General features: G+C 53.9%; 22 protein-coding genes and 1 other annotated feature. Of the genes, 15 read left to right on the plus strand and 7 right to left on the minus strand.

The genetic code is table 11. The features are described from left to right. Positions 1-278 precede the first annotated feature (278 nt). The 7 genes from mgtA (BN2154_RS04180) (at position 279) to BN2154_RS04210 (ending at position 7,929) form a co-directional block, all read left to right on the plus strand. On the plus strand, positions 279-2,939 hold the full coding sequence (gene mgtA, locus BN2154_RS04180; RefSeq protein WP_050617634.1) for a magnesium-translocating P-type ATPase: 2,661 nt from the start codon (positions 279-281) through the stop codon (positions 2,937-2,939). A 15-nt stretch (positions 2,940-2,954) separates the two neighbouring features. Continuing rightward, positions 2,955-3,458: a winged helix-turn-helix domain-containing protein gene (locus BN2154_RS04185; RefSeq protein ID WP_050617635.1), complete on the plus strand. Its 504-nt coding sequence runs from the start codon at positions 2,955-2,957 to the stop codon at positions 3,456-3,458. Positions 3,459-3,583: 125 nt separating this feature from the next. Beyond that, positions 3,584-4,261 (plus strand): MgtC/SapB family protein, encoded by a 678-nt coding sequence (locus BN2154_RS04190; protein ID WP_050617636.1) that lies wholly within the window; start codon positions 3,584-3,586, stop codon positions 4,259-4,261. Next, a complete protein-coding gene (locus BN2154_RS04195; protein ID WP_050617637.1) occupies positions 4,262-4,498 on the plus strand; it encodes a hypothetical protein in 237 nt (78 codons plus the stop codon). A gap of 6 nt (positions 4,499-4,504) precedes the next feature. Further along, the gene (locus BN2154_RS04200) at positions 4,505-4,816 is read left to right on the plus strand and encodes a DUF3784 domain-containing protein (RefSeq protein WP_050617638.1); all 312 of its coding nucleotides are present in this window, start codon (positions 4,505-4,507) and stop codon (positions 4,814-4,816) included. A 161-nt stretch (positions 4,817-4,977) separates the two neighbouring features. Continuing rightward, the gene (mgtA, locus tag BN2154_RS04205) at positions 4,978-7,743 is read left to right on the plus strand and encodes a magnesium-translocating P-type ATPase (RefSeq protein ID WP_050617639.1); all 2,766 of its coding nucleotides are present in this window, start codon (positions 4,978-4,980) and stop codon (positions 7,741-7,743) included. Between the two features lie 12 nt (positions 7,744-7,755). After that, positions 7,756-7,929 carry a hypothetical protein gene (locus tag BN2154_RS04210; RefSeq protein WP_195892306.1) on the plus strand — a complete coding sequence of 58 codons (174 nt, stop codon included), beginning with the start codon at positions 7,756-7,758 and terminating at the stop codon, positions 7,927-7,929. On the opposite strand, the gene BN2154_RS15990 is transcribed toward BN2154_RS04210, so the two are convergent. Beyond that, positions 7,930-8,259 carry a hypothetical protein gene (locus BN2154_RS15990; protein ID WP_195892307.1) on the minus strand — a complete coding sequence of 110 codons (330 nt, stop codon included), beginning with the start codon at positions 8,257-8,259 and terminating at the stop codon, positions 7,930-7,932. Positions 8,260-8,364: 105 nt separating this feature from the next. Beyond that, the gene (locus BN2154_RS04215; RefSeq protein ID WP_050617641.1) at positions 8,365-9,411 is read right to left on the minus strand and encodes a DUF6076 domain-containing protein; all 1,047 of its coding nucleotides are present in this window, start codon (positions 9,409-9,411) and stop codon (positions 8,365-8,367) included. Between the two features lie 302 nt (positions 9,412-9,713). Between BN2154_RS04215 and BN2154_RS04220 the strand changes: the two genes are divergently transcribed. From BN2154_RS04220 to BN2154_RS04255, 8 genes are all read left to right on the plus strand, one after another. Further along, complete coding sequence (locus tag BN2154_RS04220; RefSeq protein ID WP_050617642.1) at positions 9,714-9,944, plus strand: helix-turn-helix domain-containing protein; 231 nt, start codon at positions 9,714-9,716, stop codon at positions 9,942-9,944. A 140-nt stretch (positions 9,945-10,084) separates the two neighbouring features. Beyond that, positions 10,085-10,288, plus strand: coding sequence for a hypothetical protein (locus BN2154_RS04225; protein ID WP_004614949.1), 204 nt, complete (start codon positions 10,085-10,087; stop codon positions 10,286-10,288). 286 nt (positions 10,289-10,574) lie between these two features. Then, on the plus strand, positions 10,575-10,892 hold the full coding sequence (locus tag BN2154_RS04230) for a DUF3847 domain-containing protein (RefSeq protein WP_195892308.1): 318 nt from the start codon (positions 10,575-10,577) through the stop codon (positions 10,890-10,892). 2 nt (positions 10,893-10,894) lie between these two features. Then, entirely contained in the window at positions 10,895-12,367 is a 1,473-nt protein-coding gene (gene mobQ, locus BN2154_RS04235; protein WP_094762355.1) for a MobQ family relaxase, read from the plus strand. 19 nt (positions 12,368-12,386) lie between these two features. Then, positions 12,387-14,267, plus strand: a complete 1,881-nt coding sequence (locus tag BN2154_RS04240; RefSeq protein ID WP_050617644.1) for an AAA family ATPase — start codon at positions 12,387-12,389, stop codon at positions 14,265-14,267. 143 nt (positions 14,268-14,410) lie between these two features. Continuing rightward, positions 14,411-14,596 (plus strand): hypothetical protein, encoded by a 186-nt coding sequence (locus BN2154_RS04245; RefSeq protein WP_050617645.1) that lies wholly within the window; start codon positions 14,411-14,413, stop codon positions 14,594-14,596. 38 nt (positions 14,597-14,634) lie between these two features. Then, entirely contained in the window at positions 14,635-16,326 is a 1,692-nt protein-coding gene (locus BN2154_RS04250) for a recombinase family protein (protein ID WP_438819134.1), read from the plus strand. A 60-nt stretch (positions 16,327-16,386) separates the two neighbouring features. Then, positions 16,387-17,004: a hypothetical protein gene (locus tag BN2154_RS04255; RefSeq protein ID WP_154666640.1), complete on the plus strand. Its 618-nt coding sequence runs from the start codon at positions 16,387-16,389 to the stop codon at positions 17,002-17,004. A 135-nt stretch (positions 17,005-17,139) separates the two neighbouring features. On the opposite strand, the gene ilvC is transcribed toward BN2154_RS04255, so the two are convergent. The 5 genes from ilvC to ilvB (BN2154_RS04280) all read right to left on the minus strand — a co-directional run bounded on the left by ilvC (position 17,140) and on the right by ilvB (BN2154_RS04280) (position 22,690). Next, entirely contained in the window at positions 17,140-18,162 is a 1,023-nt protein-coding gene (ilvC, locus tag BN2154_RS04260; RefSeq protein WP_050617648.1) for a ketol-acid reductoisomerase, read from the minus strand. After that, positions 18,143-18,691 carry an acetolactate synthase small subunit gene (gene ilvN, locus BN2154_RS04265; protein WP_050617649.1) on the minus strand — a complete coding sequence of 183 codons (549 nt, stop codon included), beginning with the start codon at positions 18,689-18,691 and terminating at the stop codon, positions 18,143-18,145. The genes ilvC and ilvN (BN2154_RS04265) overlap by 20 nt, the downstream gene beginning before the upstream one ends. A 14-nt stretch (positions 18,692-18,705) precedes the next feature. Then, positions 18,706-20,412 (minus strand): biosynthetic-type acetolactate synthase large subunit, encoded by a 1,707-nt coding sequence (gene ilvB / locus BN2154_RS04270; protein ID WP_050617650.1) that lies wholly within the window; start codon positions 20,410-20,412, stop codon positions 18,706-18,708. 162 nt (positions 20,413-20,574) lie between these two features. Then, complete coding sequence (ilvN, locus tag BN2154_RS04275; RefSeq protein WP_050617651.1) at positions 20,575-21,060, minus strand: acetolactate synthase small subunit; 486 nt, start codon at positions 21,058-21,060, stop codon at positions 20,575-20,577. Positions 21,061-21,076: 16 nt separating this feature from the next. After that, the gene (ilvB, locus tag BN2154_RS04280; protein ID WP_050617652.1) at positions 21,077-22,690 is read right to left on the minus strand and encodes a biosynthetic-type acetolactate synthase large subunit; all 1,614 of its coding nucleotides are present in this window, start codon (positions 22,688-22,690) and stop codon (positions 21,077-21,079) included. A 70-nt stretch (positions 22,691-22,760) separates the two neighbouring features. Then, positions 22,761-22,975 (minus strand) — a binding site (T-box leader). Positions 22,976-23,286: the final 311 nt, after the last annotated feature.

The following is a 23,286-nucleotide window of genomic DNA, read 5'->3' on the forward strand; positions in this document are numbered from 1 at the left end:
AGATATTATACCCGCGCTTACATTACTTGCAAATTATAGTATCTAAATCTAAAATACTGTGAAAAGCTGATTTCATATGATCCGATAAAAAGGATATATCGAAAGGATAATTGAAAATTTTGATACAACTTTATTTTGCCCTGATGAAACAAATTTGAGCGGGATAAAAATGTTGCATCAAAGTAACTTGCAAGAAAAAAGCAAGAATATAAACATGGCATTTTTACAGGATAATGTTAAAATAATTTTATCTGTATTTCTAAAGGAGGGACTGTCCCGTGTCAAAAACAACACTGTTTGACAGTCGTATCAAAAAATACGCTTACCGTGAGGCGTCACAAATATATCAAGATATTGAAGCATCACCGGATGGCCTGTCTCATGAACAGGTCGAGGCGATGAGGGAAAAATATGGTGCAAACAGCTTCGCGGAGCGAAAAAATGATACGACAATACGCCGGTTGCGGCGGGCTTTTATCAATCCGTTCAATATAATTCTCTTTATCCTGGGTATTATTTCATTGGTGACGGACGTTTTTCTCGTCTCCAACTTCGCCAGAAATGCCACTACTGCCATCATTATCTTTTCCATGATCCTAATTAGTGGTGCGATCCGTCTGATTCAGGAGCTCCGGGCAAAGACCGCGGCGCAGCAGCTTGACCGGCTGATTCATGAAAGTATCACTGTAAAGCGAGAAGGAGAACTCATAGAAATATATGCGGAAGAATTGGTGGTGGGGGATATTGTTCTGCTCTCTGCGGGTGACCGTGTTCCGGCGGATATCCGGCTGACAGAAGTCACCGACCTGTTCGTCTCACAGGCAGCCATAACGGGCGAAAGCGCCATTTTGGAAAAGAACTGCTGCGCCCTCAGTTACAGCAGCTTGGAAACGCTGACCCAGCTTGAAAACCTTGCTTTTATGGCAACAACAGTCATCAGCGGTAAAGGCGAGGGTATTGTGCTGGCGGTCGGAAAGGACACGCTCTACGGCAGCTTTGCAAAACCTGATTCTGATGATAAAAAATCCTTTCAAAAGGGTGCCAATTCCATCGCCTGGGTCATGCTCCGCTTTATTGCGGTGCTGATTCCCATTGTATTCGCGCTTCTCGGTATCACAGGTGGGAAATGGCTGGAATCCTTTGCTTTTGCGCTGTCGGTGGCTGTAGGACTGATGCCGGAGATGCTGCCTATGGTTATTACCGCTTGCCTTGCAAGGGGCAGTCTTACCATGAGTCGCAAGCAGACCATCATCAAAGACATCAATGCCATTCAGGGTTTTGGCAGCATGGATGTGCTTTGCATGGACAAAACTGGAACGCTGACCAATGAAAGCATCCTGCTGGAATATTACATGGACGTGCTCGGCAACGAAAGCAGCGAGGTGCTGGATTTGGCTTTCTTAAACAGCTTCTACCATTCCGGCGTACGCAATCCAATTGATAACGCGATTCTTGCCTGTCAGACTATGCCGGGACGTGAGACGCATTACGCTGATTTGCTCACGCAGTATCAAAAAACAGACGAGATTCCCTTTGACTATGCCCGCAAGGTGGTCAGCACCCTCGTGACCGACCCAAACGGGGAAAATCAGCTTATTATGAAGGGCGACATTGCCCACATTGTTGCCCGCTGCGGCTATGTTTCGTACCGTGGTGAGGTTCTGTCCATGGAGGACGGTGCGGAAAGCGTCGCTTCCGTGGTAGACGAAATGTTGCAGGACGGCATGAAGGTCATCGCCGTGGCTCGGAAAAATGTGGGGCAGCAGAACCAAATCACCCCCGCCGATGAAGCGGACATGATCTTGGTGGGGTATCTGGCGTTCTTCGACGCCCCAAAGAAAACCGCAAAGGCGTCCGTGGCGGCGCTCAAAAGGCTGAAGGTGACTCCCAAAATTCTGACGGGGGATCAGGCGGACGTAGCGGTCTCTGTATGCCGCCGGGTGGGGATTTCTTCCGAAGCCGTGCTGACCGGCGCCAATCTGGATAAAATGACAGACAGCGAACTTAGCGCTGCGGTTGAAAAAATTCATGTTTTTGCGGAGCTTACACCGGGTCAAAAGGTCCGTCTGGTTTCCACCCTGGGTCAAAATGGGCATACGGTGGGTTTCTTGGGCGACGGAATCAATGATATCCCGGCACTATGCGAGGCCAATGTGGGCATCTCGGTGGATACGGCGGTAGATGCAGCAAAAGACGCGGCGGACGTGGTACTGCTTCAAAAGGATCTTGGCGTGCTGGAACAGGGCATTTTAGAAGGGCGAAAAACCTTTACCAATATGCTCAAATACATTAAAATTACCGCCAGTTCCAACTTCGGCAACATCCTCTCCATTGTCTGCGCCAGCGCCTTCTTGCCCTTTTTGCCTATGACTTCCGTACAGATATTGCTGCTGAACCTGCTGTACGATGTTTTGTGCATCATTCTGCCCTGGGACAATGTGGATGAAGAAGAGACCGTGTCTCCGAGGGACTGGTCGGGCAGAACGCTGGGGCGGTTTATGCTGTCCTTTGGACCGATCAGTTCCCTGTTCGACATAGTGACATTCCTGTTTCTGTATTACTTCCTGTGTCCTATGCTGTGCGGAGGAGCGACCTATCTGAACCTTACCGATCCCGCCCAGCGGCTTCAGTATGTGTCTCTTTTCCAGACTGGATGGTTTTTGGAATCCATGTGGACGCAGGTGCTGATTCTGCATTTTCTGCGGACCCGCAGGATACCCTTTGTGCAGAGCAGGCCGTCTGCGCCGGTTATTTGTATTACCCTTGCGGGAATCATCGCCTTTACCGCGATTACCTTTACTAAGGGTGCGTCGTTGTTCGGCCTGACGAAATTGCCGCTTTGGTATTTCGTGTTTCTGCTGATTGTAGCGCTGTTGTATATGCTGCTGACTACGGTAGTCAAAACCTTCTATCAGAAGAAGTATCATGAGTTGATTTGAAAGGAGGAATCCATCGTGAAAAAGAATATCGGTTTTATCCCAATGGATTCTGTCCTTCAAGAGTGGCTGCTGGAAAAGCTAATGAAAGAGCCGCCGAAAAGTGACTGCGCCGAAGACCTGCTTTCCGGCATCCGGGATATGCTCAGCGGAGAGGTGGCCTCCCTGCTGCTGAGCGCATCCGGCGAGGCGGAAGCTCCCGCACTCGTCCTGCCGGACGGGATGCGGATTGGAGAACTGGAAATCAGCCCCAAAAGCAGGAGGGTCGTCATGGGGGGCGCTGAGATCAGCCTGACGCCAAAGGAGTTTGACATACTGTATTTCCTTGCTCAGAACTGCGGGGAGGTATTTACCAAGGAACAGATCTACCGGGCGGTGTGGTCTGAGGATTACCTTTTGGACGACAGCAACATCATGGCATTTATCCGAAAACTACGGAAGAAAATTGAGCCTGACCCGGACGCGCCGAAGTACATTCTGACCATCTGGGGCATCGGATACAAGTTTAATGACCAACTGTAACACAGGCGGGCCAAACTCAGCCCGCCTAAATTCTTGCAAAATCGCAAGGAAATCGCAAGGTTTTAGCCATGTGATTCTCCTTGCGATTTTTGTATTCTGTAAGTGGTCGAAGGGAGGCGATTCGCGTGATTTACACCGATTTTGTTTTAAGAATTTCCCTCTCCCTGGCGCTTGGCTTTCTGATTGGATTGGAGCGGCAGCTCACCGGACATCCGGCAGGCATCCGTATCAACGTTCTGATCTGCATGGGAACCAGTTTCTTCACGTTGTTTCCCATGCTCTATGGCTCAGATCAGGTGTTCCGTGTCGGGAGCAGCATTATATCCGGTGTGGGCTTTTTGTGCAGCGGTGTGATCTTCAAAGACAGCGGTTCGGTGCGAGGAATGAATACGGCAGCTACCCTCTGGTGCACGGCTGCCATTGGTATTCTTGCGAGCACGGGAATGTATGCAATGGCAATTACCGCCGCCGGGCTTCTGATTGGCTCCAATTTGGTTCTGCGCCCCCTTGCGAGAAAGCTGAATCCAATTACTACCGGGGACGAATCAGAAAAGCAATACCGCATTTCTGTCACTTGTCAGGAAGATGCAGAGCAGGAAATCCGTCTGTTGCTGATTAATAGCAATTCCTGCAAAACACTGTATCTGAATAATCTGGAAAGCGGCGATGTTGTTGGCGATAAGGTTGAAATCGTTGCTGAATACTGTTCTTCTGGAAAACCAAAAAGCAATGTTTTGGAGGGGATCGTTGGACAGGCATTGGCAATCCCAGAAGTGATAAGCGCCGGTTGGGAGGTGTTGTGAGTGAAGAAGATCAAAGATCATAGCCTGATAGTTTTCCTTGCGCCTTACGCCGTGTTCACAATAATATGCGGCTGTTTAGGCTGGATGTTTTCCGAATACAGAATTTTGATGTTGCAGATTTGGTATCAAGTGTCTGCTGTCATTTGGCTTGTTCTGGCAGTTACAACAGTGGTGTTACTCATCAGACTTCTGAAATTAAAGAAACTAAGAAATGAAATCAATCACCGAAAGGAGTGAGTAGCCATGGATTACACCTGCATCTTTTTTGGAGTTCTTTTCACCATAGCGGGATTTGTGTTTGCCTGTGGGAAAGGACACATTCATTTATCTGCGTGGAAAAATATGCCGCAGGAAGAAAAAGAGAAAATTAAAATTGTCCCGCTTTGCCGCAATATCGGAGAAGTCATTGCGCTTAATGGCATCATTTTCCTGATGAAGGGATTGTGGTCTGGATTTGCAGACCACTGGTTTGTGGCCGCCATGATCGCATGGCTGATGATTGCTGGCTTTGACGTCTGGTATATCGGAAAAAGTAATCGATATCGCAAAAAATAATCCGCAATGCGGTTTCAGATAGATATTCCATAAAACAGTGAGGTGAATGGCATGGACTCTGACAGTAGTCCGCGAAGGCATAGAGCAGCACTTGGGGACGTGGAGTTTCGTGTCCCTCATGTGACCCTGCTTGCCTCAACAAAATCAAGGAGGTAAGACCAATGAACAAAAAAGAAAATCGCATAGCCGTTCGTCAGGCAACTGAAAAGGCAGTCATCCGCGACGAGCAGAATCGCCGCATACAGTTTGCGGCGACCAATCCTATCAAGGAAGTCCTGAAAAATCTGCATACCACACTTCGTGGTCTTGATTCAGAGGCTGTATCTGTAAGCCGCACCAAATACGGCAGCAACAAAGTAACACACGAAAAAAAGAAATCTCTGGCTAAGCGGCTAGCCGGTGCATTCATCAATCCCTTTACCGCCATCCTGTTCTGCCTGGCGGTGGTATCCACCATAACAGACATGGTTTTCCCGTATTTGTCCCTGTTTGGCAGCACGCCGGAGGATTTTGACTGTCTGACGGTGGTCATCATTCTCACAATGGTGTTTATTTCCGGAACGCTTCGTTTTGTGCAGGAATCCCGCAGCGGCAATGCGGCGGAAAAACTGCTGGCCATGATCACGACCACCTGTACGGTCACCCGCAGAGAGCAGGAAAAAGCTGAAATACCTATGGATGATTTGGTGGTGGGCGATATTGTGCATCTATCCGCCGGGGATATGATTCCGGCTGATGTTCGAATTCTGGATGCAAAAGATTTGTTTGTCAGTCAGGCAAGTTTGACTGGAGAAAGCGAGCCCATTGAAAAAACGCCTAATGTCAGCGCGGCCAAAGACAGCATAACCGATTATACAAACATCGCCTTTATGGGCAGCAATGTTGTCTCCGGCAGTGCAACAGCGGTCGTTGTTTGTGTCGGTGATAATACGCTGTTTGGTTCTATGGCATCCGCAGTGGCCGGAGAAGCGGTTGAAACCAGCTTTACCAAGGGCGTCAACGCCGTCTCCTGGGTGCTGATCCGCTTCATGCTGGTCATGGTCCCGCTGGTTTTCTTCATCAACGGCATTACAAAAGGCGACTGGCTGGAGGCATTCCTGTTCGGCATCTCCATTGCCGTGGGACTTACCCCGGAGATGCTGCCCATGATTGTGACCACCTGCCTTGCCAAGGGCGCCGTCTCCATGAGCAAAAAGCAGACCATCGTCAAGAACCTGAATTCCATCCAGAACTTCGGCGCCATAGACATCCTTTGCACCGACAAGACCGGAACGCTGACGCAGGATAAGGTCGTGCTGGAATATCACCTCAACGTAAACGGGGAGGACGACACGCGCGTACTGCGCCACGCCTACCTCAACAGCTACTTCCAGACCGGCTACAAGAACCTGATGGATCTGGCGATCATCAATAAGACAGAGGAAGAAGAAGCGGCAGATTCTCGTTTGCTCGATCTGTCCGAAAATTATGTAAAGGTGGACGAGATTCCCTTTGACTTTACCCGACGCCGTCTGACCACGGTAGTTCAGGATAAGCAGGGCAAGACCCAGATGGTGACAAAGGGCGCTGTGGAAGAAATGCTTTCCGTCTGCAACTTCGCAGAGTGTGATGACGGCGTGGAACCGCTGACCGATGAGGTTCGCAGCCGGATTCTCAAAACAGTGGATGATCTCAACGACAAGGGCTTCCGTGTGCTGGCGATTGCGCAGAAAAGCAATCCGTCCCCGGTGGGTGCGTTCGGCGTGAAGGACGAGTGTGATATGGTGCTGATCGGGTATCTCGCCTTCCTTGATCCCCCGAAGGAGTCCACCGCAGATGCCATCAAGGCACTGAAAGATCATGGCGTTACTACGAAAATCCTGACCGGCGACAATGACAAGGTGACCCGCACCATCTGCAAGCAGGTGGGGCTGAAGGTTCGCAATATGCTCCTTGGCTCTGATCTGGAAAATATGAGCGACGCGGAGCTGGCACGAGCAGCAGAATCCACCGATGTATTTGCAAAGCTGACACCCGATCAGAAAGCCCGTGTGGTTTCTATCCTCCGTGAAAATGGCCATACCGTTGGTTTTATGGGCGACGGAATCAATGACGCTGCGGCGATGAAGGCCGCTGATATTGGTATTTCTGTTGATACCGCCGTGGATGTGGCAAAGGAATCGGCTGACATTATCCTGTTGGAAAAAGACCTGATGGTTTTGGAGCAGGGTATTATTGAAGGCCGTAAGACCTATGCCAACATGATCAAGTATATCAAGATGACCGCATCTTCCAACTTCGGCAATATGTTCTCGGTGCTGGCGGCCTCCGCTCTGCTGCCCTTCCTGCCGATGATGAGCGTGCATCTGATTTTTCTGAACCTGATCTACGATCTGTCCTGTACCGCGATTCCCTGGGATAACGTAGACGAGGAATTTATCGCCACGCCCCGGAAATGGGATGCTTCCAGTGTAGGCAGTTTTATGATTTGGATTGGACCTACCAGCTCCATCTTCGACTTTACAACCTACATTTTCATGTATTTTGTATTCTGCCCCATGTTCGTGTCCGGTGGTGTTCTGTTCAACGATCTGGCCGCTCATTACAGCGGAGCGGAGCTTGCGGCCATGCAGGCGCAGTATATCGGGATGTTCCAGGCTGGATGGTTCGTGGAATCCATGTGGAGCCAGACGCTGGTCATTCACATGATCCGTACTCCGAAGTTGCCCTTTATCCAGAGCCGCGCATCTGCTCCGGTGACGCTGCTTACCATGACCGGTATTGCGATCCTGACCGTGATCCCTTTTACAGTTTTTGGAACTGCACTTGGTTTTGTCGCTCTGCCAGCAGTGTATTTTGCGTATCTGATCCCCTGCATCCTGCTGTATATGGTGTTGGCGACCAGTTTGAAAAAAGCCTATGTCCGTCACTATGGCGAACTGCTCTAAGGAGGTGTGATGATGAACTGGAAAGAAATTTGGATGACTCTTTTGGGAACAACCGAATGGCTGGGTCTTAATATAGGCTTTTGGGTATCCATGGCCGTGGTTGTGCTGATCGTAATCGTGATGAACGTTGTGTTCTGGGGAATGAAGCCCAAAAAGGCAAAAACAGATAAGCCGAAAAAGGCTTGATTACATCACGTCGGCACTATACCAAAATTCATATTGAAACGCAAACTGCCGCACGACGGCAAAAGAAAAAAGCCGTCGTACAGCAGAGAGATTTTCACGCGCCTGTGAAGCGGTGGCTTTGATTGAGCCGCCGTTTCTTTTTGTTTTTGCGACGATGCTCGTGCGATCAGAGGGGCGGCATATGGGAGGATACCGCCGTGTCAATCTTACTGTTTCATAAGTCCCATGATCTACACCAGCTAAAAAAAGCGTAGCCCCTCCTCCGGGGTATTGCGACAATACATCAGTATTGAAAAGTTGCTTCGAAAATACAATGTCATCTGATACCATTCATTATGTCAAGATTCGGTTAGGAAAGTACAATCTATAGTTGAATGCATCTCATCATCCAGAGAACTGCTGACGCATGATGCCGGGTTAATATGTCAACAGTTTTCACACATTATAATTAAACCATTTTACAATCATATTGCTCTGCTGATACAGCCAGTCCGTAAATTCTTTCGGGCTGGCTGTTCCCGTTTTTACAGCCTTTTTCCGTTGCAGTGCTTCTTTTTTGAACACTTCAAAGGCGGTCAGCATTTCTTCCAGTCGGTCAGACGGGAAGCCCGCTGTTTTCTTCGCCTTGTTGATCTTGTTGCGCCAGTTCTGGCATTCATTTTTATAAAGCAGGTCATAGTTATTTTCTCTTGCCCTCTCGTCAAATTCCCGCTTGTTTTGAAGCGCCTGTGCTTTGCGGCACTTGTCGCTGCACAGCTCATACCGCTGGCTCTTTGCCAGAAAATATTTCCCACAGACCTTGCACTGCCGGAAGCAAAGCCCCCAGTCATTCAGTCTGTTCAGATAATAGGTAATCAACGGGTAGAGGGACGCATAGGCAGACACACATTCTTCTGTGCGCCGGTTGTCCGGGAACCAGAGGTCAAGCCGGGTATCTTCTGATGGTGCGCCTTTGAAATAAAGGCTGCCAGCTTGAAAATGTTTCGGTTTTCCTGTCTCCCTGTCAAAGCTCATGGTTTCGTTTTGGAATACCCCGGTCAGTCTGCTCATTTTATCCATGAAGCGGTCACAGGCAGCGTTGCGGTCACGGGGTTCTCTAGCAAGCAGATAGCTGTTCCAGATACGGAACGCTGCATACATTTTCAGAGGGTCGTTGCTAAGATATTTTCCCCAGAGAAATTCGCTTGCCGCCTGCTCCAGCTCCGGCTGTTTCCATCTGTTGGAGTGGAGGGCTTGCCGCAGCGGAGAAAGCCCGTATAAGTTCCAATCTCTGTCCGTGTCACGCTCAAAGTTTATCAAAAAAGTTCCCAGCGGGCGTGTCATATCACAAAGCACCTCTGTGTTTTGGCTCCCGTTCAGACGGAAGCGGATCTGCTGTTCTTCCCCAATCAAAATCCGCTCTTTCATTTTCTTCCTGTCCAGCGTCAGGACAAACAAAATCCTCTCAAAACATGGCTCATGCCGTATAAACTGATTCTCCATCCCTATCCCCTGCCTTTTCTTATGGTAATTATATAATTTAGTTATATCCATTACACTCATGGTATCTCAGAAGCATTGTTTTGTCAAGGATAGTCCGCTATGATGATTGCAGTTGGTAATTTCGTACCACACAGTACCTTGACAAGTGAATGACCGTCCAAAAGGGATATGACCGGCAGGAGAAGTGACGCATCCGGCGCACCAATGCAGGGAAACACCGCAGGAATGGGGCAGGAAAACGGCTTTGGGGGAGAACGGCAGCAGGAAGCATTTTAACCTATTTGATTTATGGGAGGAACAGAATGAACAATAAAAAGAGATTGAACAGCTACGAGGATTTACCGCTGGTTCTGGATGTAGCGGACATCCAGCGGATTATGGAAATTTCAAGAGCGAGCGCCTATGAGCTGGTACACACCCCCGGCTTTCCGGCGTTCCGCAGGGGCAGGCTTATCAAGGTCAGCAAAATTGCTTTCTTTGAATGGATGGCAAAAGGCTCCGAAACCGTACCGGGAAGCGACAAAAAAGCGTGAGGTATTATCCCCTGACTGCAATACTGCCGCACTTTCCAAAGGGGCATACAGAGGGAAAAAACCTTAAAAATGATACCGAAACGCTACACCAAAACAGCCTATCTGCGTACATCAGATAGAAACGGAGAAAGGAGCCGGTTATGGCAAGAATGAGCAACAAGCGACGGCTGGAATGGTCTTTCTTCTTAAATGACCGCAGCCGTATCACTTACAACGAACTGTGCCGGAAATGCCAGCACGAATGTAAACAGAGCTTCCGGGCGGTTGTGGTTGACTGCCCGAAGTATCTTTCCAAGCGTTCCAAGAAAAAGGACAAAACTGCCGGAAACGGCAAAATCCCTTAGGAACTAAGGGCGCACTTCTATACATAGTCTAAAGACCATGTATCGTGCGTCTTGCGGAGCTTACCTCTGCCGCTGATAAAATCAGCAATCCGAGGTCTGCGTTCGCTTCGCTCCGACAAGGTGGCTACGCCCCCTTGCGCCGCTAAAGCGGCTATCCCCTGTGTACCCGCCGAAAAGAGAAATCCGCTTTGCGGTTTTCCCTTTTCATCGGGTTTTATAGAAGCACTGACACACGGACTGTCTGCGGATGGTCTTTCTTTATCTTATCAGCAAAGGATGTGAGAACATGGAAAAATCTTTGGAACAGTTGAAGCAGGAATATGAAAAAACCACTGTCCTGCTGGAACGGGAAAAACGGAAAATGCAGCGTTTGAAAAACCGGCAGGCGTATCTGGAAAGCGGTTCCCGGAAACAGAGGACGCACCGGCTGATTACCCGTGGGGCAGCCGTTGAGAGCATTGCGCCACAGACAAAGGAGCTGACCGAAACGGAATTTTATTCCCTCATGGAAAGCATTTTGAATCTGCCGCAGGCGGAGCATTTCATCCGGTCTGCCGCAGAGAACCACGCCCGTATTTCCGGGCAGGAGAAAGGCGGTAACTAAGGATAGCACTTTATCATTTTTCAATCGCACAGATAAAGCGCAGCGCCGGTCAGAGCGCCATTGCTAGCGCAGCCTACCGAGCCGGGGAGCGTCTTTGCAGCAGCTACTATGGAGAAGTTAGCGACTACACCAAAAAAGGCGGCGTGATCGCTTCAGAAATCATGCTGCCGCCCCATGTGCCGGAAATATATCTTGACCGGGCGACCCTCTGGAATGCTGTGGAGAACTGCGAGAAACATCCAAAAGCCCAGCTTGCCTATTCCTTTGATATTGCCATGCAGAATGAATTGACGCTGGAAGAAAACATGGAGCTGGCGAGGAAGTTCGTGCAGGAGCAGTTTGTGGCAAAAGGCATGATTGCCGACCTTGCTTTTCACAGCCCGGAGAAAGAGGACGGCGGCATCCCTAACCCGCATTTCCATGTGATGACAACCATGCGCCCCTTGAACCCGGATGGCACATGGGGACAAAAACAGCGGCGGGAATATCTTCTTGATGAAGATGGAAACCGAATCCGGGATAAAAACGGCGATTATATGTTTAACGCTGTCCATACAACAGACTGGCACGAGCCGGAAACGCTGGAACGCTGGCGGGAGCAGTGGGCGGCTGTTGTTAATACAAAATTTGAGGAAAAAGGGCTGGATGTGCGTATCGACCACCGTTCCTATGTGCGGCAGGGGCTTGACCTGATACCTACTGTCCACGAGGGCGCTAATGTCCGGCAGATGGAAGCAAAGGGCATCCGCACCGAGAAAGGGGAACTGAACCGCTGGATTAAAGCCACCAACCGGCTTGTACAGGATGTGAGGAAGAAGATCAAAGCCCTGTTTGTCTGGATGGCAGAGGTAAAAGAAGAACTTTCCAAACCGCAGACACCGAACCTTGCCGACCTGCTGATCGCTTATTACAACCAGCGCAACGCAGGGGCATGGAGCAATAAAGCCAGAACCGTAAACTTAAAGCAGTTTGCCGAAGCCGTCAATTATCTGACGGAAAATAAGCTGCTCACATTAGAGGATTTGCAGGAGCGTCTTTCCTCTGTCAACGAAGAATTTGAAGCGTTAAGCGGCTCCATGAAAAAGAAATCTGCCCGGATAAAGGAATTGCAGGAATTGATACGGGAGGGCGAGAATTACCAGCGGCTAAAACCTGTTCATACGGAATTGAACAATATCAAGTTTAAGAAACAGAGGGAGAAATTTGAAACATCCCACGGTGCGGAGTTACGGCTGTTTTATGCCGCCCGCCGTATTCTGAAAGAAAAACTGGACGGAAAACCCATTGCCCTGAAAGCATGGAAACAGGAATACGCACAGTTAAAAACAGAGTATGCCGAACTGTCCCCGCAGCACAAGCCGCTCCGGGAGGAAGTGATACGGCTGCGGCAGGTGCAGAACGCCGTAGATACCGCACTGCGCCGGAGGGAGCAGCCGCAGGAAGTACAGAGAAAGAAACACGAGATAGAATTATGATTTTGGAGGTGAGATAATTTTGTATTATTCACAGGAACAGATAGACCGGGCAAATCAGACCAACATGGAAGATTTCTTGCGGTCACAAGGGGAAACCCTCATACGCAGCGGAAAAGAATACCGCTGGAAATGCCACGACAGCCTGACGGTGCGGGAAAATAAATGGTTCCGGCACAGTCAGAGCAGGGGCGGCTACCCGGTAGATTTCGTAATGGAATTTTACGGCAAGTCATTCCCGGAAGCGGTACAAATGCTGACCGGCGAAGCAGGCGCAGGCAAGCCGGACGCTTGCCCCGCCCCATCGCCTGACTTCCGGCTCCCACTGCATAATCCCACCAATACAAAAGCGATAAAATATCTGACAGAGGAACGCAGACTTGACCGGGGCATTGTCGATACCTTTATCACTGCCGGGGATATTTACGAGGACACCCGCCACAATGTAGTATTTGTGGGGCGGGACAGCGGAACACAGGGAGTCCCCGGCATTCCAAGATACGCCCATTGCCGGGGAACGGCAGATAAATTCCGGCAGGATGTGAGCGGTTCGGATAAAGCCTGTAATTTCAGCTATCAGGGGGAAAGCGACCAGCTATTTGTCTTTGAAGCCCCGATTGATCTGCTGTCTTTTATCTGCCTTTATCCCAAAGACTGGACAAAGCGCAGCTATCTTTCGCTGGGAGGCGTTGCAGGAAAAGCACTGACGCATTTTCTTTCTGAACGCCCGGACATCCGAAGGATATTTCTGTGTCTGGATAATGACAATGCCGGGAATGAGGGGTGCAGCCGACTTTCTTCCGAACTGCCGGAGGGGCTTACCATTCTGCGTCTGCTCCCGGCGTGGAAAGACTGGAATGAGGTATTGCAGCACCGGGAAGAAATACCAAACCGCAAATTTATAACGGAAACAATCACGCTGAAAGAACCGGCAGCGGAACCGCCTGTCCCCATGATACGCATGAGCGAAGTGCAGGAGGTGGTGGTGGAATGGCTGTGGGAACCGTACCTGCCTTTTGGAAAACTGACGATTTTGCAGGGGAATCCTGGCGAGGGCAAGACCTATTTTGCCATGCAGCTTGCAGCCGCCTGTACCAACCGCCGACCTCTCCCCAACATGGAACCGCTGGAACCATTCAATGTGATCTACCAGACTGCCGAGGACGGCCTGGGCGATACGGTAAAGCCCCGGCTTTTGGAAGCAGGCGCAGACCTTGACAGGGTCATGGTCATTGACGATGGAGATAAACCGCTGACACTTTCTGATAAAAGGATTGAGAGGGCTATCCGGGAGAACCATGCAAGGCTTCTGATTATCGACCCGGTACAGGCATTTTTGGGGGCTGATGTGGATATGAACCGGGCAAATGAAGTGCGCCCTATTTTCCGCAGGCTGGGAGAAATCGCACAGGAAACAGGCTGTGCCATTATCCTGATCGGGCATTTGAATAAAGCCGCCGGAAGCCAGAGTACCTACCGGGGCTTAGGCTCCATCGACATCACGGCAGTTGTCCGAAGCCTGCTGTTTATCGGCAAGGTCAAGAATGACCCTACCACAAGAGTATTGATACAGGAGAAAAGTTCCCTTGCCCCGCCGGGGAAGTCGCTGGCATTCTCTTTAGGGGATGGCAACGGCTTTCAATGGATTGGGGAATATGATATGACCGCCGACGAGCTGCTTGCCGGTGTGGAGCATACAGAAACCAAAGCGGAACAGACGGAAAAACTGATACTTGACCTGCTGGCAGACGGAAAGCAGATGTTAAGCGCAGACATTGACAAAGCGGCAGCCCAGCGTGGCATTTCCGCCCGGACAGTCCGAACAGCAAAGCAGAGTTTAGGAAATAAGCTGGTTTCCGAGCGCAGCGGCACACAATGGCTGCTGTCCCTGAAAACTGAATGAAGTGGCAAAGAAAATCCAAGTGGCAGGATTTTTATAGATTGCCAGTATTGCCACTTCGCCACTTGAACCGAATACACAACGATTTTTTTCGTTCCGGCAGGGCTGTTCCCGCCGGATAAACTAATTTATGGAGGTAACTGCCTATGGCAAAAAACAAAAACGAGAGCAACAACCAAAACAGCGGCATCCTGCTTACCGATAAAGACGGCACCCAGTATTTTGTCATGGGGAAAGTCCGTATCAAGGTATCGGAGCATTTCGCACAGGATGGGAAGCCGCTTGACAGCCTGCTGGAAGATGTGATCCAGCACGCTGCCGCCGCTTCCTGAAAAAATACGGAATAACGACTGTCAATCAGCCCACGCTTATGATATACTTGTACCAGCGAGTATTGTATAAGCGTGGGTTGTTTCTTTTAGAAGGAGGATTTTTAACCGTGAAACAACCATACAATACAACGATTTATAACACCGCACTATATTTGAGATTGAGCCGTGACGATGAATTACAGGGAGAAAGCGGCAGTATCCAGACCCAGCGCATGATGCTTAGGCAGTATGCCGCAGAGCATGGGCTGACCGTTGTAGACGAGTACATTGACGACGGATGGAGCGGGACGAATTTCGAGCGTCCAAGTTTCCAAAGGATGATTGATGACATCGAGGACGGGAAAATCAACTGCGTTGTCACAAAGGACTTATCCCGTCTGGGAAGAAACTATATCCTGACCGGTCAGTACACGGAAATCTATTTCCCCAGCAAGGGAGTACGCTACATTGCCATCAATGACAATGTGGACACCATCAACGGAGAAAGCGAGCTTGCCCCGTTCTTAAACATCCTGAATGAAATGCACGCCCGACAGACCAGCAAAAAGGTCAAGGCTGCCATGCACACAAGATTTGCCAATGGCGCACACTATGGAGCCTATGCACCGCTGGGCTATGTAAAAGACCCGGACAAAAAAGGTCATCTTCTGATCGACCCGGAAACACGCTGGATTGTAGAGAAGATTTTTGACCTTGCCGTACACGGGCGTGGAGCCGCTAGCATTACACGGATTCTGGTTGAGGAAAAAGTACCTACCCCCGGCTGGCTGAACTATGAAAGATACGGGACTTTCGCCAATATCTACGCCGGTGCGCCCGCAGAAAAAGCCTATGCGTGGACGATTGCACAGGTCAAGAGCATTTTGAAAGAGGAAACCTACATCGGTCACAGCGTTCACAACAAGCAGAGCAACATTTCATTCAAGAACAAGAAAAAAGTGCGGAAGCCGCAGGAAGAATGGTATCGTGTGGAAAACACCCATGAAGCCATCATTTCCGAAGAAGTGTTCCAAAAAGTTCAGGAGCTGATTGCAAGCAGACGCAGACGACAGAAGAATGGCACAACGCAGATATTTTCCGGGCTGGTAAAATGTGCGGACTGTGGATGGTCACTGGCTTATGGTGTAAACAGCCAGAACAAAAATCCCTATGCACACTACCATTGCAGTAAGTACGGACAGGGATTGCGCCAGTGTTCCATGCACTATATCCGCTATGATGTGCTGTATGCCTATGTGCTTGCAAGACTGCAATACTGGTCTATGCTGATACAGAAAGACGAGGACAAGCTGCTGAAACGGCTGCTCAATGCCAGCGACAGGGAAAGAAACTCTGCGAAGAAAAAGCAGGCTGCGGAGCTGAAAAAGGCAGAGAAGCGTAAAACCGAGGTTGACGGGCTGTTTGCTAAAATGTATGAGGACTGGTCTGCCGGACGAATAACCGAGTATAACTTCAATATGCTGTCCGAGAAGTACCAGAACGAGCAAAAGGAGCTTGAAACAAAAATCCGGCAGCTTCACGAAACGATGGAAGCCGCCGTACAGACCGCAGCGGACGCTGAAAGGTGGATTGCCCTGATGAAGCAGTATGTCAACCCTGTGGAGCTGACCGCCGAACTTCTGAACACTCTAATTGAAAAAATAACCGTCCACGAAGCTGTCAAAGGCGAGGACGGAAGCCGTGAGCAGGAAGTAGAAATCTACTACCGCTTCATCGGCAAAATCGACTGACCTTTCTTTTTTACCCAACAATATCTTTAATTAAGGGAAACGGGCCTGAGCCTGCCCGATGTGGCGCTGCTCGTCCCGTTGGCGGACTGCCTGGGGGTGAGCGTTACCGAGCTGCTCCGGGGGGAGCGCAACGCCCGGACCCAGCTTCCGGTGGAGGAGGTAGAGACGCTGGTGAGCGCCTCCCTGCGCCTCGCGGGGGAGGAACAGCGCAGCAGCGGACAGCGCCGCCGGAAGAGGGGGCTGGCCTTTCTCCTCTGCGCCCTGACAGGCATTGGGGAGACCGCGGCCCTGTTGACCGCGGGGGGCTTCGCCTGGGCGGAGCTGGAGTCCACCGTTCTGCTCGTGGAGGGCCTGTGCCTGCTCTTTGCCGCCTGGCTGTGCTTCTGGGCAAAGGAGCGACTGCCTGCCTACTATGACCAGAACAAGATCAGCAGTTACAGCCAGGGACCGTTCCGCATGAACCTGCCGGGGGTGCGCTTCCACAACAGCAACTGGCCCTATATTCTCCGCGCTATGCGGGTCTGGCTGTTGGGGACCATGGTCCTCTTCCCGGCGCTCTGGTGGGCGATCCATATCTTCTGGCCGGAACCGGCTGCCGCACTGGAGCGGGGACTCACCTTGGCAGCCGCCCTGGGGATGCTGTTTGCCGCCATGGTAGCGGGCAAACGGCACGAGTAGCGCTGTCGCTGTGGGAGAAGCCCCGCACTCTCCTCCATCGTGCCGCCTGGCTGGTAAGGGGAAACGCAAGAAAGAGGGCCTGCCCCATGGGGCAGGCCCTCTTTCTTGCGTTCCTGGGTCCTGGCGGACGATGGTTTAGTTGGAGGCGGTATCCAGGTCCTTGTCGCCGCCCCAAATCATGTTCTTGCGCAGCTCCTCGCCCACAATCTCCATCTGGTGCTTGGGGAGCTGATCCCGCTTGGAGTTGAAGAAGGCGCGGCCAAAGCTCTTGTTCTCGGCGATCCAGCGGCCGGCGAAGGTGCCGTCCTGGATGTCGGAGAGGACGGCGCGCATCCGGGCCTTGGTCTCCTCGTGGGGGATGACCCGAGGGCCGGAGACGTACTCACCGAACTCGGCGGTGTCGGAGATGGAGTAGTTCATGGCCGCCACGCCGCCCTTGTTGATGAGGTCGATGATGAGCTTCATCTCGTGGATGCACTCGAAGTAGGCGTTCTCCGGCTCGTAACCGGCCTCTACCAGCACCTCGAAGCCGCACCGCATCAGGTCCACCACGCCGCCGCACAGGACGGTCTGCTCGCCGAACAGGTCGGTCTCGGTCTCGTCGTGGAAGGTGGTCTCCATCACGCCGGCCCGGGCGCCGCCGATGCCGGCGATGTAGGCCAGGGCGATCTGGTAGGCGTATCCGGTGGCGTCCTGCTCCACAGCCACCAGGCAGGGCACGCCCTTGCCGTTGACATAGGTGGAGCGGACGGTGTGACCGGGGCCCTTGGGGGCGGCCATAAACACGTCAACGCCGGCGGGAGGCACGATCTGCTTGTAGCGGATGTTGAAGCCGTGGGCAAAGGCCAGAGCGTTGCCCTCCACCAGGTTGGGGGCGATATCCTTCTTGTAGACATCGGCCTGCACCTCGTCGTTGATGAGCATCATGACGATGTCGGCCCACTTGGCGGCCTCGGGCACGGTCTTGACGGTGAGACCGGCCTTCTCGGCGTTGGCCCAGTTCTTGGAGCCCTCCCGTAGGCCGACGCACACGTCGCAGCCGGAGTCCTTCAAGTTGAGGGCGTGGGCATGGCCCTGGGAGCCGTAGCCGATGATAGCGATTTTCTTGCCGTTGAGGTAGCTGAGCTCGCAGTCTTTCTCATAATACATTTTTGCCATAGTTGAACTCTCCTTTTTCTTTGTTGTTGTCATATATGGTGTTACGCCCACGTTCGATGGCGATTGTACCCGTACGGACGACCTCCAGGATGCCGAAGTCGGCCAGCAGATCCATGAGGGCGCCGGCTTTGCTCTCGCTGCCCAGGATGACCACGGTGAGGGTCTCGCGGCTGATGTCCACGATGCTGGCCCGGAACACGTTGACCACCTGGATGATCTCGTCCCGCTTGTCCTTGGTCTCGGCCCTGACCTTGACCAGTACCAGCTCCCGCTGGACGGCGCTCTCTGGGGAGAGCAGCTTGACCGAGATGACGCACAGCAGCTTGCGCAGCTGGGCGGTGATCTGCCCGATGATGACCTCGTCCCCCTGCATGACGATGGTGATGCGGGTGACACGGGGGTCCTCGGTGGTGCCGGAGGCGATGGAGTCGATGTTATAGCCCTTGCGGGAAAAGAGGCGGGAGACCTGACTCAGGACGCCGGGACTGTTCTCCACCAGGATGGAGATGGTGTATTCTTTCTGTTCCATACCGTGTCCCCTCCTTACTCCAACAGAAATTCGGTGATGGGCTTGCCTGCCGAGACCATGGGGCGCACCGTTTCATCGGTGTCGATGACGCACTCGATGACGTAGGCGTGGCCGCCGTCCAGGGCCTCCCGGAGGGCGGCGGACATCTCCGCTGAAGTGGCGACCCGGCGGCCCCGGATGCCGTAGGCGTCGGCCAGCTTGATGAAGTCGGGGGCAAAGTTCAGGTCGGTCTGGGAGAAGCGGCCCTCGTAGAGCAGGTTCTGCCACTGGTGGACCATGCCCAGGGTGTGGTTGTTGAAGATGACCACGATGACGGGGATGTCGTAGTGGGAGACGGTGGCCAGCTCCTGGCCGTTCATACGGAAGCAGCCGTCGCCGGTCATGAGCAGCACCGTTTTCTCGGGGTGGCCCATCTTGGCGCCGATGGCGGCGCCGAGGCCGAAGCCCATGGTGCCGAAGCCGCCGGAGGTGATGAGCTGGCCGGGGTAGTCGAAGTGGAAGTGCTGGATGGACCACATCTGATGCTGGCCCACGTCGGTACATACGATGGAGTCGCCGGGTGCCATGCGCCGGATGGTCTGGATGATCTGGCGGGGCGTGAGCTGGCCGTCGTCGGCCTCCGGGCCGGGGCGGTGGGAGAAGACGAACTGCTTCCAGGCGGAGTGGTCATACTGGGGGATGCGCTCGTTGACCATCCGCAGCACCTGTTTGGCATCTCCGATGATGTGGTGGTCGGTACGCACGTTTTTGTCGATCTCGGCCCGGTCGATGTCGATGTGGACGATTTTGGCCTGCTTGGCAAAATCCTTGGGGTCGGTGGCCACCCGGTCGGAGAAGCGGCAGCCCACCGCGATGAGCAGGTCGCAGTTGTCGCACCCGATGTTGGAGGCGCGGGAGCCGTGCATTCCCAGCATTCCGGTGGTGAGAGCGTGACCGCCGGGGAAGCCGCCGCCGCCCATGACGGTGATGGCGACCGGGGCGTCCAGCCGCTGGGCCAGGGTGGCGAATTCCCGGTCGGCCCGGCTGCGGACCACGCCGCCGCCGCAGATGAGCATGGGGCGCTCCGAGCGGGCGATCAGCTCCACCAGCTTCTCCACGTCCTCCCGGTTGGGGGCGGGGGTGTTCAGGTCCCAGCCCACCCGCTTGCGCAGCTCGGCCAGGCGGCCGTGAAACTGGTGCTCCTCCTTGGGCAGATACTCATAGTCGATCATCGTGTCCAGGGAGGTGACGTTTTTCAGCAGGTCGATGAGCACCGGCCCGGGCCGGCCCATAGCCGCCACGGCAAAGGCCTCCCGGATGACGTCGGGGATCTCGTTGGGGTCCCGGACCAGGTAGGTGGCCTTGGTGATGGGCATGGCGATGCCGGTGATGTCCACCTCCTGGAAGGCGTCCTTGCCCAGTGTGCTCTCCCCCACGTTGCAGGTGAGGAACACCACGGGGGAGGAGTCCATATGGGCGGTGGCGATGCCGGTGGTCAGGTTGGTGGCCCCTGGGCCGGAGGTGGCAAAGCACACCCCTACCTTGCCCGTGGCCCGGGCATAGCCGTCGGCTGCGTGAGAGGCCCCCTGCTCGTGGGCGGTGAGGATATGGCGGATCTTATCCTGATAGCGGTAAAGCTCGTCGTAGATGTTGAGAATGGTGCCGCCGGGATAGCCGAAGACGGTATCCACCCCCTGCTCCAGCAGGCACTCTAAGATGGCTTGTGTGGCTCGTAGTTTCACGTCTCTTCCTCCTGCGTCGTCGCCGCAAGCGTCATCTCCCGCGCCGCGGCCCCTCTCCCCGCGCGGCCCGCTTGCGCCGGGCCCGTGCGGGGCTGCGTTCCGGACTGGGGAGCACCCCAGCCCGGGCAATGGCTCAGTTTGTATTGCGTCAAAGCTCTGCCGTTAAATTTTGCCGCTGCCCTTCTGTACGGCGATGACGCCGGTCCGGGCCACCTCCAGGATGGAGAAGGGCCGCAGCAGGCTTTCAAACAGATCCACCCGCTCCGGAGTGTCGGACAGCTCCAGGGTCATAGTGGTGCTGGTAATGTCCGCGATCCTGGCCCCCATGATCTGGCACAGATTGGAGACGTCCTGACGGGTCTTGGTGGTGGTGGATACCTTAATAATAATAAGCTCCCGGCCGATGAGGCTCTTTTCATCCAGGGTGCGGACCTTGATGACGTCCACCAGCTTGTTGAGCTGTTTTTCCACCTGCTCCACCACGTTGTTGCCGCTGTCCACGATGATGGTGATGCGGGAGATGTTCTTGTCATCGGTGACGCCGACGGCCAGGCTTTCAATATTGAAGGCCCGCCGGGCAAACAGGCCGGTGATCCGGTTCAAGACGCCGGCCCGGTTTTCCACCAGCACGGAAATGGTCTGTGTCATGCCGCGTCCTCCTTCCTCAAGTCGTGGCCATGGGGTCCACGTCGCAGATGAGCAGATAGGGCCCCTGGCTGGTCAGCATGGCGTCGATAGCCTCAGCCACCTGGGCGTCGTTGGAGATGCGGCGGCTGGGCACGCCGTAGGCGGCGGCCAGGGTTTCGAAGTCCGGGGAGCCGTCCAGGCGGACCCCGAAGGGGCCGCTGTAGCTCCGGCGCTGGATCTGGTGGACCAGGCCCAAAACCCCGTTATGTACCATGACAAGCTTCACATCGGCGCCCATGGCGTTCAGAGTGGCCAGCTCGTTTTCAAACATCTGGAAGCTGCCGTCGCCGCAGACCACAACGGTCTGCCGCCGGGGCTCGGCGGTCTTGACGCCTAGGGCGGCGGGCAGGGAGTAGCCCATGGTGCCCAGACCGCCGGTGGTGAGGAAGCGCCCGTGCTTCATGGGCAGGTGCTTGGCGGCCCAGATCTGGTTTTGCCCCACGTCCACGCAGACGCAGGCGTCGTCGTCCAGCCGGTCGCCCAGGGCGCGCATGAGCCAGGCGGGAGTGACGCTCCCGGCGGCGGGGGAGGGGAAGGGGGCGGCCTCGCTGGCCCGGAAGGCGTGCAGCTCAGCCAGCCAGTCGCCGCTGTCGGCCTTGGGGGCATGGGAGAGAAGCTGCCCCAGGATGACCTTTACGTCGCCTACCACCGGGACGGTGGGGGAGAGGTTCTTGCCGATCTCCGCCGGGTCCACGTCCAGATGGACGGTCTTGGTGCGCCGGGCCACCTCTTTGGGGGCGGTGACGGCCCGGTCGGCGGCCCGGGCCCCGGCGATGATGAGCAGGTCGGTGGTATTGAGAGCCCGGTTGGCGGTGGCGGTGCCGAAGGCGCCGATCATACCCAGGTTCATGGGGTGGTCGGAGGGCAACAGACCCAGACCCATCATGGTGGTGACCACCGGGAGACCGGCGCTCTCGCACAGGGCCAGCAGCTCCTCCCGGGCCCCTGCGCTGAACAGGCCGCCGCCCGCGCACAAAAGGGGACGGTGAGAGGCAGAGATGGCCTGGGCTACCTTTTTGATCTGCAGCTCGTTGCCCCTGACGCTGGGCTTATAGCCCCGGATGTCCACTGAATCGGGGTATTTTGGCTCAATCATCTGCTCCTGAATGTCCACGGGAACGTCGATGAGGACGGGCCCCTGCCGGCCGGTAGAGGCAATGTGAAAGGCCTCCTTTACCATTCGGGGGATGTCGTTGGCGTCCTTGACCAGATAGCTGTGCTTGATGAAGGGGGCCACGGCGCCGGTGATGTCCACCTCCTGGAAGATGTCACGGCCCAGCAGATAGCTCTGCACCTGGCCGGTGATGGCCACCAGGGGGATGGAGTCCATATAGGCGGTGGCGATGCCGGTGATGAGGTTGGTGGCGCCCGGCCCGGAGGTGACCATGCATACGCCGGGCTTGCCCGTCATGCGGGCGTAGCCGGAGGCCATGTGGCCGGCGTTCTGTTCCGTGCGGACCAGAGTATAGGCGATGTCCGTGTGGGCCAGGGCGTCCACCGCGGGGCAGATGGTGGCTCCCGCATAGCCGAACATGTGGTCCACATGCTCCCGTTTCAGGCTTTCCATCAGTGCCTGGGCTCCGCTGATCATGCAGCACTCCTCCTTAATTGCTTGATTTGTTCCCGGCGGCTCAGGGAAAAAAGCAAAAAGACTTCGTCCCCCATAGGACGAAGTCTCACTCCGTGGTACCACCTAAATTCGCGGCGGCAGGCCGCGCACTCGTTATCCCGATAACGGAGGGAATCCGTCTGCGCCTACTCTGTTCAGCGCAGCGGCTCCCGGGCGACTTTTGTCTGGGGCCTCACGGAAGCTCGCAGCGACCGCTTCCTCTCTGTGCTTGCGGAACCAGACTACTTACCCGGTCATTGCCGATTTTGAATGTTATTAACTGCAATCATACAGCCGCGGAGTTGGTTTGTCAATTGGAGAAAACGGCAATTTTGCCGTTTCTCCGTTTTTGTCAAGAAGCCGGGGAGGGACGGAGAAATATTTTGATTGGTTGCCCAAAAAACAAATGGTCGCGGAACGGACGGAAGGACGGCGGCGGGCGCGGGCCTGGAAAATATATTGTTAGAATCGGTGCAGTTTTTTGCGTGGAAACACTGGACTTTTTTCGCATTACGAGCTATTATAAGAGAGATTCGAAGGCCTCATGCGTCAGGGCGGCGTCCAGACGGTGCATGAGG

It is taken from the genome of Intestinimonas massiliensis (ex Afouda et al. 2020), assembly GCF_001244995.1.
GTDB classification, from domain to species: Bacteria; Bacillota; Clostridia; order Oscillospirales; family Oscillospiraceae; genus Intestinimonas; species Intestinimonas massiliensis.

Bases quoted from the DNA above. Each gene is read 5' to 3' on its own strand.
- BN2154_RS04200 (WP_050617638.1), top strand. From the start codon at position 4,505: ATGGATTACACCTGCATCTTTTTTGGAGTTCTTTTCACCATAGCGGGA.
- mgtA (WP_050617639.1), top strand. From the start codon at position 4,978: ATGAACAAAAAAGAAAATCGCATAGCCGTTCGTCAGGCAACTGAAAAG.
- BN2154_RS04210 (WP_195892306.1), top strand. From the start codon at position 7,756: ATGAACTGGAAAGAAATTTGGATGACTCTTTTGGGAACAACCGAATGG.
- BN2154_RS15990 (WP_195892307.1), bottom strand. From the start codon at position 8,259: ATGGTATCAGATGACATTGTATTTTCGAAGCAACTTTTCAATACTGAT.
- BN2154_RS04215 (WP_050617641.1), bottom strand. From the start codon at position 9,411: ATGGAGAATCAGTTTATACGGCATGAGCCATGTTTTGAGAGGATTTTG.
- BN2154_RS04220 (WP_050617642.1), top strand. From the start codon at position 9,714: ATGAACAATAAAAAGAGATTGAACAGCTACGAGGATTTACCGCTGGTT.
- BN2154_RS04225 (WP_004614949.1), top strand. From the start codon at position 10,085: ATGGCAAGAATGAGCAACAAGCGACGGCTGGAATGGTCTTTCTTCTTA.
- BN2154_RS04230 (WP_195892308.1), top strand. From the start codon at position 10,575: ATGGAAAAATCTTTGGAACAGTTGAAGCAGGAATATGAAAAAACCACT.
- BN2154_RS04245 (WP_050617645.1), top strand. From the start codon at position 14,411: ATGGCAAAAAACAAAAACGAGAGCAACAACCAAAACAGCGGCATCCTG.
- BN2154_RS04250 (WP_438819134.1), top strand. From the start codon at position 14,635: ATGATATACTTGTACCAGCGAGTATTGTATAAGCGTGGGTTGTTTCTT.
- ilvC (WP_050617648.1), bottom strand. From the start codon at position 18,162: ATGGCAAAAATGTATTATGAGAAAGACTGCGAGCTCAGCTACCTCAAC.
- ilvN (WP_050617649.1), bottom strand. From the start codon at position 18,691: ATGGAACAGAAAGAATACACCATCTCCATCCTGGTGGAGAACAGTCCC.
- ilvN (WP_050617651.1), bottom strand. From the start codon at position 21,060: ATGACACAGACCATTTCCGTGCTGGTGGAAAACCGGGCCGGCGTCTTG.
- ilvB (WP_050617652.1), bottom strand. From the start codon at position 22,690: ATGATCAGCGGAGCCCAGGCACTGATGGAAAGCCTGAAACGGGAGCAT.